Annotated in this window: 9 protein-coding genes; 2 read left to right on the top strand and 7 right to left on the bottom strand. The window is 54.0% G+C overall.

What is annotated here, in order from left to right:
• Positions 1 to 7 precede the first annotated feature (7 nt).
• The 4 genes from Q0Z70_RS07950 to Q0Z70_RS07965 are packed head-to-tail and all read right to left on the bottom strand — an operon-like array spanning position 8 to position 2,877.
• Positions 8 to 496, bottom strand: coding sequence for an HAD-IB family hydrolase (locus Q0Z70_RS07950; RefSeq protein WP_366807211.1), 489 nt, complete (start codon positions 494 to 496; stop codon positions 8 to 10).
• Positions 403 to 612, bottom strand: coding sequence for a hypothetical protein (locus Q0Z70_RS07955; RefSeq protein ID WP_298073560.1), 210 nt, complete (start codon positions 610 to 612; stop codon positions 403 to 405). Before Q0Z70_RS07955 ends, Q0Z70_RS07950 begins: the two co-directional genes overlap by 94 nt.
• Positions 613 to 625: 13 nt before the next feature.
• A complete protein-coding gene (locus Q0Z70_RS07960; protein WP_298073561.1) occupies positions 626 to 1,519 on the bottom strand; it encodes a decaprenyl-phosphate phosphoribosyltransferase in 894 nt (297 codons plus the stop codon).
• 29 nt (positions 1,520 to 1,548) lie between these two features.
• Positions 1,549 to 2,877, bottom strand: a complete 1,329-nt coding sequence (locus tag Q0Z70_RS07965) for a hypothetical protein (protein WP_298073562.1) — start codon at positions 2,875 to 2,877, stop codon at positions 1,549 to 1,551.
• 561 nt (positions 2,878 to 3,438) lie between these two features.
• On the opposite strand from Q0Z70_RS07965, the gene dusB reads away from it, so the two are divergent.
• Positions 3,439 to 4,425, top strand: a complete 987-nt coding sequence (dusB, locus tag Q0Z70_RS07970; protein WP_298073563.1) for a tRNA dihydrouridine synthase DusB — start codon at positions 3,439 to 3,441, stop codon at positions 4,423 to 4,425.
• A gap of 36 nt (positions 4,426 to 4,461) precedes the next feature.
• On the opposite strand, the gene Q0Z70_RS07975 is transcribed toward dusB, so the two are convergent.
• The 3 genes from Q0Z70_RS07975 to Q0Z70_RS07985 are packed head-to-tail and all read right to left on the bottom strand — an operon-like array spanning position 4,462 to position 7,349.
• On the bottom strand, positions 4,462 to 5,427 hold the full coding sequence (locus Q0Z70_RS07975) for a phosphatase PAP2 family protein (RefSeq protein WP_298073564.1): 966 nt from the start codon (positions 5,425 to 5,427) through the stop codon (positions 4,462 to 4,464).
• Positions 5,418 to 6,428, bottom strand: a complete 1,011-nt coding sequence (locus Q0Z70_RS07980; protein ID WP_298073565.1) for an NAD(P)-dependent oxidoreductase — start codon at positions 6,426 to 6,428, stop codon at positions 5,418 to 5,420. The genes Q0Z70_RS07975 and Q0Z70_RS07980 overlap by 10 nt, the downstream gene beginning before the upstream one ends.
• 6 nt (positions 6,429 to 6,434) lie before the next feature.
• Positions 6,435 to 7,349: a cation diffusion facilitator family transporter gene (locus Q0Z70_RS07985; protein ID WP_298073566.1), complete on the bottom strand. Its 915-nt coding sequence runs from the start codon at positions 7,347 to 7,349 to the stop codon at positions 6,435 to 6,437.
• A gap of 183 nt (positions 7,350 to 7,532) precedes the next feature.
• Here Q0Z70_RS07985 and rnr point away from each other — a divergent pair, with 183 nt between their 5' ends.
• Positions 7,533 to 9,689, top strand: a complete 2,157-nt coding sequence (gene rnr / locus Q0Z70_RS07990; RefSeq protein WP_298073567.1) for a ribonuclease R — start codon at positions 7,533 to 7,535, stop codon at positions 9,687 to 9,689.
• Positions 9,690 to 10,021: the final 332 nt, after the last annotated feature.

Here is a 10,021-nt window from a genome sequence, read left to right on the forward strand (position 1 = left end):
GAGTTGGTTAGTCTTTAAAGAGTTTGTAATGAGGCTCGTCGGCAAAGGCCAGCAGTTCGCGGTCGCCCCGGCTGTCACCGTATGCCTCGATGCGGCAATGCGTCCGGTCGGGGATGCGTGCCGCGAGGCGCGCCACCTTCTCCGGGCCGTAGCAGTTGGGCGTGGCGAAGCGGCCCGTCAGTATGCCTTCCGCCGAGACTTCCGCCTGCGTGCCCATGACTTCGGCGATGCCGAGATGGCGGGCGAAGGGGCGCACCCAGTTGTCGGCACTGGCGCTGACAATCAGCACTTCCGCTCCCCGGCTCAGGCAGTCGGCAATGCGGGCGCGGGCGTCGGGACGTATCATGCCGGCACCCCGGACGGCGAAGAAGCGGGTGCAGACTTCGTCGAAGCGCCGCAGCGTCATGCCTGCAAAAAACCAGCCGAAGAGCCGCTGCTTGGCCTTCCCGTTCGGGTAGAGCCGCACTTGTATGCCGCGAGCCAGGGCAGGTTGCACAGCAGGCCGCACAGCAGCTTCACGTCGCCGAAGGCAAAGCGGAGGAGCGGCAGGAAAGTGTCGCCCTTGGTGATGGTGCCGTCGAAGTCGAAGACGGCTATCTGTCTTGTTTCCATGCGCACGCCGTTTTTACAGATAGAGAATGACGAGGAACGACAGGAGCCAGCCCGCGATGCAGAGCTGCACGAAGCGGTCGGTCAGGAGCACGCGGGTGGGGCTTCCGCTCTTCACGTCCACGATGGTGAGTTGCAGGTAGTGGATGATGCCCGCCAGCACAAACACCGAGGTGCCGTAGAGGAAGGTGCTGTCGATGCGGAGCATCACTTCCTCGCTGACGGTGTACATGATGTAGCACACCATCGTGATGGTGGCGACGATGGAGATGGCCTGGTTCATAAAGGCGAGGTTGTAGCGGTTGATGTTGCTGCGCGTCTTGACGCCCGTGTTCTCGTATATCACCACGTCGTCTCTCCGCTTGGCAAAGGCCAGAAAGAGCGCCAGCAGAAACGTCATCAATACAATCCAGTGGGACAGGTGTATGCTTGCAGCCACGCCGCCCACCACGATGCGCAGCACAAAGCCGGTGGCGATGACAAAGACGTCGACCACGGCGATGCGCTTCAGCCGCACGCAATAGGCGATGTTCATCACGTAGTAGAAAGCCAGCAGCGCCCACACGCCGCAACGGCTTCCCGCCGGCAGCAGGAGCACGGTGGCGCCCGCCAGAAGCAGCATTGCGGACATCAGCGCGTAGCCCGCTCCCACCGTCACGGCACCGCAGGCTATGGGCCGCAGCCGCTTCTTGGGATGCAGGCGGTCGGCCTCGCGGTCGTAGATGTCGTTGAAGCAATAGATGGAACTGGCGGCAAAGCAGTAGGCCGCAAACGCCGTCATGCAGGCCAGCAGGCTGTCGGCCTGAAACAGCCGCCCGTCGAAAAACAGCGGCAGGAAGATGAAGAGATTCTTCATCCACTGGTAGGGGCGGAGAAGGAGGAGGATTTGAACAAAATAACTGTCTTTCATGTCACACAATATATAGGATATTGACTGCCCTATTTAACTTCTTTGCTCTTAAAGCCAGTTTTTCCTACCAGTTTCTCGATATACCAAGCTGCCCAAATTACAATAATAAATACGTATGGATGATGATATGCAGCGCAGGGAGGGAAAATACATGTTGCACAAGTTCCCAAAACAAACAATAATAGCAACACGATTTTAGAAGATTTCCAATCTTCCTTCCGCATAGAGAAAAGAGAACATATTCCTAAGAACAAAACAATGTAGTAACAAGTACCTTTCAATATTCTGGGAATTATATTTTCCACAATAAATTCTACAGTAAATCCGTTTTGTCTTCCAATCTCTCCAAGTGTTATGTGGGGAGCGAAATAGCGATCACTCCATGCATCTTCGACATATAGTAGAAACAATCTCTTAAAATATCCAAGAATGTATTTGCCTGGATTATCAATAATCCAAGCAACAGCCCGTTCTCTAAAGATTTTATCTTTTTCTTCATACGTCACCTTATCAGCGTTTTCAATCCATCCCGCATCGTTTGGGCCAAAAACATTAATCACGCCTCCGGTAGCTTCGTCATTAGCAACCATGATTAGATTATATCCTGACGTACTCGACTGATAAATGAAATGGCCGGTATTTTTATACGTCCAACATCCTATTAAAACAACACAGAGCGATATACTAATCAAAAGGGAGAAATAATATTTATACTTTAAACGATAAAAGAATATCAAATAGACGACGGATGAAATCAAAAATAAAACGGCTAATGGACGAACACTATTGCCTAATGTAAAAAGCACTCCTGCCAAAAAGAGTTTTATAAAAGTAGGTTTAAGACATAAAGAGAAAGCTGAAATAACTAAAAGCAAATAGGGAAGTTGCGTCAGGGTAGGAACTACAATTATCAAATTCGAATATAAAATGGAATATAAGGCAATAGATACGTAAGATACTCTTTTCGTAAAGAAGAAATTGCTTATGTAATAGATATTGAACACGATACCTAATTCAAATAATAAGTTGAAAACAGCATTGTATGCGGTGGTTCCAAATAGCTTCAGCTGAAGAATAAGCCAGTTGATATTGCCTAATGACCATATATAATAATCATAAATATTGTCGCTATTGGGATACCATGTTCCTTGCATATAGCACTTCTTTGCTCTTTCTATATAAGAACCTGCATCGGAATATAAAGGCACATCCCAATAATAAATCATCACAAATATTTGTACTATGACACTGATTATGACTACTGATATTGCAGTCTTTTTTAAGGTCTCATCCGATAAAGGATGACATGACTTGCTCCACCGGGTGGGCAGAACGGAAAGGGTGGCATTTGTTTTCATTCAGAACGTTCGTTTTCTGCCCGCAAGTCCCCGAAACAGACAGTGAGTATTCCCATACAGAAAGCGTAGGACTTGTCTTGCTCATCATAAAACGGGCGTCTGGAAAAGCCTTACAAGAAATGAGCCGAGAAACAAAAATCCCACGCTGAAGTATATGCGACAAGCCGTGCTTACGGGGGCTTGTACACAAACACACACAGAATGAGCGTCACATCGCCTCTATCCTTCTTGCACAAAATTTACCAGACTTTGTTCTATAGGATAAAGCAGAAAACGCTTTCTTTCAAAAAACATCCCGGCAGATTTCTCCGCCAAGACACTGCAAAAGTAGGTTTTCTTTTTGACAATGCAACGCTCTTATGGAAGAATTTTTGTTTCTTATGCAAAGATACAAAACAAAATTGTCGAAACGGAGGATGATACGACAATTCCGGCTGTATGCTGCGGGCGTTTTGCCAACGCAAAAATACGCTATTTCCCGGATGGTTGTTCACTTTCCGTGCCGCCAAATGTCCGAAGCGACCTCTTTTTTCCTTACTTTTGCACCGGAATAGAAAGATTATGCAGATACATCATACCGATTTAGGAGAAAAACCGGTCTTCCTCGCCCCGATGGAAGACGTGACCGACCCTGCCTTCCGCCTGATGTGCAAGCGTTTCGGCGCCGACATGGTGTACACCGAGTTCGTCTCGGCCGACGCCCTGATACGCTCCGTCAGCAAAACGGAGCAGAAACTCCACATCAGCGACGAAGAACGCCCCGTAGCCATCCAGATATACGGACGCGACACGGCCACTATGGTGGAAGCCGCACGCATCGTGGAGCAGGCACGGCCCGACATCCTCGACCTGAACTTCGGCTGCCCCGTGAAGCGTGTGGCGGGCAAGGGAGCCGGCGCGGGTATGCTGCGGGACATTCCGCGGATGCTGGAGATTACCCGCGCCGTAGTCGATGCGGTCAAAATCCCCGTCACCGTGAAGACGCGCTTAGGCTGGGACGCCGAACACAAGATTATCGTCACCCTGGCCGAACAGTTGCAGGATTGCGGCATCAGCGCCCTGACCATTCACGGCCGCACCCGCGCACAGATGTACACGGGCGAAGCCGACTGGACGCTCATCGGCGAGGTGAAGAAGAACCCGCGCATGCACATCCCCATCATCGGCAACGGCGACGTCACCACCCCGCAACGCGCCCGCGAGTGCTTCGAACGCTACGGTGTGGATGCCATCATGATAGGCCGCGCCAGCTTCGGACGCCCATGGATATTCAAGGAAGTAAAGCACTATCTGGAGACGGGCGAGGAGCTGCCCCCGCTCACTCCGCAATGGTGCATGGACGTGCTCCGGCAGGAGGTGAAAGACAGCGTCAACCTGCTGGACGAGCGTCGCGGCATCCTCCACGTGCGCCGCCACTTGGCCGCCAGTCCGCTGTTCAAGGGACTGCCCAACTTCCGAGACACCCGCATCGCCATGCTCCGCGCCGAGACGGAGGAAGAGCTTTACGCCATCTTCGACGAGATAGGACGGAAGTTCTTCAGCCTCTGAAAAGGCCGAAGCGAATACATCCAAAGAAGAATACAATCAGCGGAACATGGGTTGCGTAAACCAGCGCTTGAACATCCACGTGCCCAACACATACAGCCCGAAAGCCGAGACGAAGCCTGCAACGGCATCAATGAGGTAGTGTGCCTGGATGTAGACCGTAGCACAACAGAGCAGCAGATAGAAAGGCATGAGGCAGACAAAGAGCCAGCGGCTTCCGCGCCAGGCCATAATCATCAGAATGGTCGATATACCGACATGCGACGAAGGGAAGGCGGCCGTAGGACGCTCGCCCACCTGTTGCGAACTTTCCACAAGGTTATAGAAGAAGCCATGTTCGTAGCCCGCCCCCGACATCAGTTCCCGGTTGTAGTTGAAGTAGTCGCCGACGGAGGGGAAAACACCGTTCAGGGCATTCTCCATACCGATGGCCGGGAAATAGAACTGAGGGCCTGCCACAGGCACGAAAATATAGATGAAATAGTAAAGGAAAAAGGAGGAGATGATGACGAACGACACCTTCTCCAGCAGGTCGAAGCGGCGGATGAAGTACCACAGCACGATGACCAGCATCATGGGATAATAGGAGAAGTAACCCAAGTTGAGCGGTTCGCTCACCCAGATATAGGGCAGGCGTTCGGCAAACCAGATGGCGGGCTGCCCACCGAAGAGCCATTGCTCGGCCGAAGCGAATATATGATCCAGATTGGGGAAGAGGCGGTTGAACTCATACGTGTCGGGATACCAGTAGGACAGGAGTGACATCTGTATCGTGACGCGCACGAAGGCCGAAAACCGGCAGGGCGCCAGACGGTAGATATACATCAGCAGGAAAGTCACGGCCGCTATCAACACACGGTCGGACAGCATCCGCAGGGGATGGTCCATCTGCTGATACAGGAACAGTATCAGTATCGACGTGAGCAGGTTGTAGATGAGCGACACCTTCTCTATTGCAAAAAGCCCCTTGCGGGTATCCACCATCTTGAATATATCTAAAGCCATCCTTCCTTCTTGTACCAGGCAATAGTCTCCTTCACGCCGCGCTCCAGGTCGTAGGCGGGCCGGTAATCCAGCTCGCGGACGGCGGGCGCGATGTCGCACTGCCAGTTGCGTTGTTTCATTATATTATATTTGTCGCGGTTGAGCGTGCTCGTCGTCTTCCGCAGGGCAGCCCACCTTTCAACCAGCAAAGATACGACTTTTAACAGAAACAGCGGACATTTGATGCGAATAATCAGCGGATTGCCCAGTTCGCGGCGTATCAGGTCGGAGAACGTGCGGCTGGCATACACCCGGCCGTCGGACAGGAAGTAGGCGCGTCCCTTCACGCCCCGTTCCATACCGAGGAACACGGCCTGCACCACATCCTTCACATAGACAAACGTCAGATCCTGGCGCCGGTAGCCCACCGACATGTCAAGATGATGCCTGATGGACTTGGCCATCAGGAAATAGTCGCGTTCGCGGGGGCCGTAGACACCCGTAGGGCGATAGATGACGCAGGGGAAGTCGTCCATAGCCAGCAAAGCCTGCTCCGCTTTCAGCTTGCTCCGTCCGTAGGCTGTGTTGGGTTGGGGCGTGTCGGTTTCGCGGATGGGCTCGTAGGTATCTTCGTGGACAGGCCCGAAGACGCTCAGTGTGCTGATGAAAGCAAACTGGCGGGGCGTCATGCCGAGGCTCCGAAGGGCATCGGCCAAGGCACAGGTCTGCCCGCAGTTCACGCGGTCGAAGTCGGCCGAGTCGATGCACTTCGTCACGCCCGCACAGTGCACCACGTAGTCGAACGCCCCATAGGCTTCCCGATGGGCCTTGAGCTGCCCGTGCAGGCGGTCGGTGTGGGCGAAGTCCAGCTCCAGGAAGTGCAGGCCGGGGTCTTGCAGATACTTGCGGCTGCTCGACGCGCGGACGCCGGCCCACGTATCGAACCCGCGACGCAGGGCTTCTTCTACCAGGAAGCTGCCGATGAAGCCGCTGGCGCCCGTTATCAGAATACTCTGTTTCATGCTCTTTTACTTTACAGGTTCTACATGTATATTGATGTAAGTCCGGCTTCCGAACTCACTCTTCAGGCGGTTCTCGATAGCGGTGGCGGTGCGATGGGCCTCCTCAAGCGTGATGCGTCCGTCCATGCGGATGTGCACCTCGATGGAATAGCTGCTGCCTATCCGCCGCGTGCGCAGGTGGTGCGGGGCGGTGACACCGGGAAAGGACAGGATTTCCTGCCTGATTTTCTCCTCCATCTCGGCGGGGAGCGATTTCTCCAGCAGTTCCTCGACACAAGTCACCAGCAGACGGATGGCCACCTTCATAATGAACAAACTCACCACCACAGCCGCCAGCGGGTCGAGGATGAGCCACTGCTCGCCCAGCAGAATGGCACCGCCGATGCCGGCGGCCGTACCGACGGACGAGAGCGCGTCGCTCCGATGATGCCAGGCATTGGCCACTACGGCCTGCGAATTCAGCCGGCGGCCTTTCAGCACGGTATATCGGTACAGCAGTTCCTTGAATACAACCGATACCAGCGCCGCCCACAGGGCCAGCATGCCCGGTTCTTTCAGTTCGCCTCCCTGCCAGAAGTGCCGGATGGACATGACTCCGTTCCAAAGGATGCCGAAGCCCACGCACAACAGTATCAGGCCGATGATGGCCGTAGCCAGCGTCTCGTACTTGCCGTGACCGTAGTCGTATCTCTCGTCTTCCGGCTTCGACGAAATGTGCACGAAGACGATGACGATGATGTCCGTCACGAAGTCGGACAACGAATGGACGGCATCGGCCAGCATGGCGGCACTGTGTCCCAGGATGCCCGCTACAAACTTGAACGCGAGCAGCAGCAGATTGATCACGCTGCCCACGAGAGTCACCCGACGGATACCGGCCTCACGGACTGCCTCTTCGGACTTTTCTTTTTTGTCTTTCATCGTTACAACCTAATTTCTGAAAGGAGACGCAAAGATACGACAAATCTGTTATCCCTTTCCTTTTGTCCTGCAAATTCTGCACAAAGACAAGAATTTAGAGACAGCCTGAGCTGCCGAACCCAAAAGTTTGTTACCTTTGCAGCGGCTCATCCCGTCAAACCTGATAAAACGATTTACCGCATTATGGGAAAGAAAAAAGAAAAGAGAGAGAAGAAGGCCGGCAAACGTATGACCAAGAAAGAACTCGTAAAGGCTCTGCTCGACTTCTTCCACCAAAAACAGGGCGAAGTGCTGCCCCTGAAGTACATCTTCGACCAGCTTCATCTGACCACCCATCCGCTGAAAATGCTCTGCATGGACGTGCTCCGCGAACTGCAGGACGACGACTACATCAACGAAACGGAAAAGAACAAATACAGGCTCAACCTGCACGGGGTGGAAATGACAGGCGTCTTCCAGCGCAAGAGCAATGGCAAGAACTCCTTCATCCCCGACGGCGGAGGCGACCCCATCTTCATCGCCGAACGCAACTCGGCACACGCCATGGCCGGCGACCGCGTAAAGATAGCCTTCTATGCCAAACGCCACGGACGGAGCGCCGAGGGCGAAGTCGTCGAAATACTGGAGCGCGCCAACGACACCTTCGTGGGCACACTCGAAGTGACTAAGTCGTATGCCTTCCTCGTCACCGAAAACCGCACCCTGGCCAACGACATCTTCATTCCCCGCGACAAGCTGAAAGGCGGCAAGAGCGGCGAAAAGGCCGTAGTGAAGGTCATCGAATGGCCCGACAAAGCCAAGAACCCCATCGGACAAGTCGTCGACATCTTAGGCTGCGCGGGCGACAACACGACCGAGATGCACGCCATCCTCGCCGAATACGGTTTGCCCTACAGCTACCCGACGACCGTAGAACGGGCCGCCGAACGCATTTCCGACGAGATACCTGCCGAAGAGACGGCCCGTCGCGAAGACTTCCGCTCTGTCACGACCTTCACCATCGACCCCAAAGACGCCAAGGACTTCGACGACGCCCTCTCCATCCGCCGACTGAAGGACGGCCTTTGGGAAGTGGGCGTACACATTGCCGACGTGACTCACTACGTCAAGGAAGGCAGCCTCATCGACAAGGAAGCCGAGAAACGTGCCACATCGGTCTATCTCGTAGACCGCACCATCCCTATGCTGCCCGAACGCCTGTGCAACTACATCTGCTCCCTCCGCCCCGACGAGGAGAAACTGGCCTACTCCGTCGTCTTCCGAATGAACGATAAGGCCGAGGTGAAAGACGCCCGCGTGGTGCACACCGTCATCAAGAGCAACCGCCGCTTCACTTACGAAGAGGCCCAGCAGATTATCGAGACGGGCGAAGGCGACTGCAAGGAAGAACTTCTCCGGCTGAACCGCCTCGCCAAGCAGCTGCGCGAACGGCGCTTCGCCGCCGGGGCCATCAACTTCGACCGCTATGAAGTGAAGTTCGAAATAGACGAAAAGGGCAAGCCCGTCCGCGTTTACTTCAAGGTGTCGAAAGACGCAAACAAACTGGTCGAAGAATTCATGCTGCTGGCCAACCGCACTGTAGCCGAAAAGATAGGCCGCGTACCCAAAGGAAAGAAAGCCAAGGTGTTCCCCTACCGCATCCACGACCTGCCCGACCCGGAGAAGCTCGACACGCTGGCCCAATTCATCGCCCGCTTCGGCTACAAGCTGCGCACCACAGGCACGAGGACCGACGTATCGAAATCCATCAACCACCTGCTGGACGACATCCAGGGAAAGAAGGAAGAAAACCTCATCGAGACCGTTTCCATCCGCGCCATGCAGAAGGCGCGCTATTCCGTGCACAACATCGGCCACTACGGCTTGGCCTTCGACTACTACACGCATTTCACTTCGCCCATCCGCCGCTATCCCGACATGATGGTGCACCGTCTGCTTACGAAGTATCTCGACGAGCAAGGCCGCACGGTCAGCGAGAAGAAATACGAAGCCCTGTGCGAACACGCCAGCGCTATGGAGCAGTTGGCCGCCAACGCCGAACGTTCGAGCGTGAAGTACAAACAGGTGGAGTTTATGACCGAACACCTCGGCCAGGTGTACGACGGCGTCGTCTCAGGCGTCACCGAATGGGGGCTCTATGTGGAACTCAACGAAAACAAGTGCGAAGGCATGATACCCATCCGCGACCTCGACGACGACTACTACGAGTTCGACGAGAAGAACTACTGCCTGCGCGGCCGCCGCAAGAACCGCACCTATAGTCTGGGCGACCCCATCACCATCCGCGTGGCCCGTGCCAATCTGGAGAGAAAGCAGCTGGACTTCACTCTCGAAGAGTAAGAAGATACCGCATCTCTCCTAAGAAAACGGTCGTTCCTTTCAATGGGAACGGCCGTTCTTCGTCTGTACGCGAAAGCATCCGTCTCCCGTCCCGACAAGCAATTTCCGATATAGGCTACCGGACAAGCAAGCTATCACATTTAAACGATTGTCACTATGTTTTCAGAGTCTGAAGTTATAGAGATTTATTGGGAATAGATATCGGATGATCATAAAAAAGGGAGGACAACAGACATCCTCCCTTTTTATCAGCTATCTGTCTAGTCCTGAAATAGCGTTACAACAAAAAGTAACATTATGGAAAAGACAGAAACAAAGTACGTTAAGCGCAC

This window comes from uncultured Bacteroides sp. (assembly GCF_947632445.1).
In the GTDB taxonomy this organism is placed as follows: Bacteria; Bacteroidota; Bacteroidia; order Bacteroidales; family Bacteroidaceae; genus Bacteroides.

What these genes read in the sequence shown, in the direction of transcription:
- Q0Z70_RS07955 (WP_298073560.1), bottom strand. Translation starts at nt 612, where the DNA reads ATGGAAACAAGACAGATAGCCGTCTTCGACTTCGACGGCACCATCACC.
- Q0Z70_RS07960 (WP_298073561.1), bottom strand. Translation starts at nt 1,519, where the DNA reads ATGAAAGACAGTTATTTTGTTCAAATCCTCCTCCTTCTCCGCCCCTAC.
- Q0Z70_RS07965 (WP_298073562.1), bottom strand. Translation starts at nt 2,877, where the DNA reads ATGAAAACAAATGCCACCCTTTCCGTTCTGCCCACCCGGTGGAGCAAG.
- dusB (WP_298073563.1), top strand. Translation starts at nt 3,439, where the DNA reads ATGCAGATACATCATACCGATTTAGGAGAAAAACCGGTCTTCCTCGCC.
- Q0Z70_RS07975 (WP_298073564.1), bottom strand. Translation starts at nt 5,427, where the DNA reads ATGGCTTTAGATATATTCAAGATGGTGGATACCCGCAAGGGGCTTTTT.
- Q0Z70_RS07980 (WP_298073565.1), bottom strand. Translation starts at nt 6,428, where the DNA reads ATGAAACAGAGTATTCTGATAACGGGCGCCAGCGGCTTCATCGGCAGC.
- Q0Z70_RS07985 (WP_298073566.1), bottom strand. Translation starts at nt 7,349, where the DNA reads ATGAAAGACAAAAAAGAAAAGTCCGAAGAGGCAGTCCGTGAGGCCGGT.
- rnr (WP_298073567.1), top strand. Translation starts at nt 7,533, where the DNA reads ATGGGAAAGAAAAAAGAAAAGAGAGAGAAGAAGGCCGGCAAACGTATG.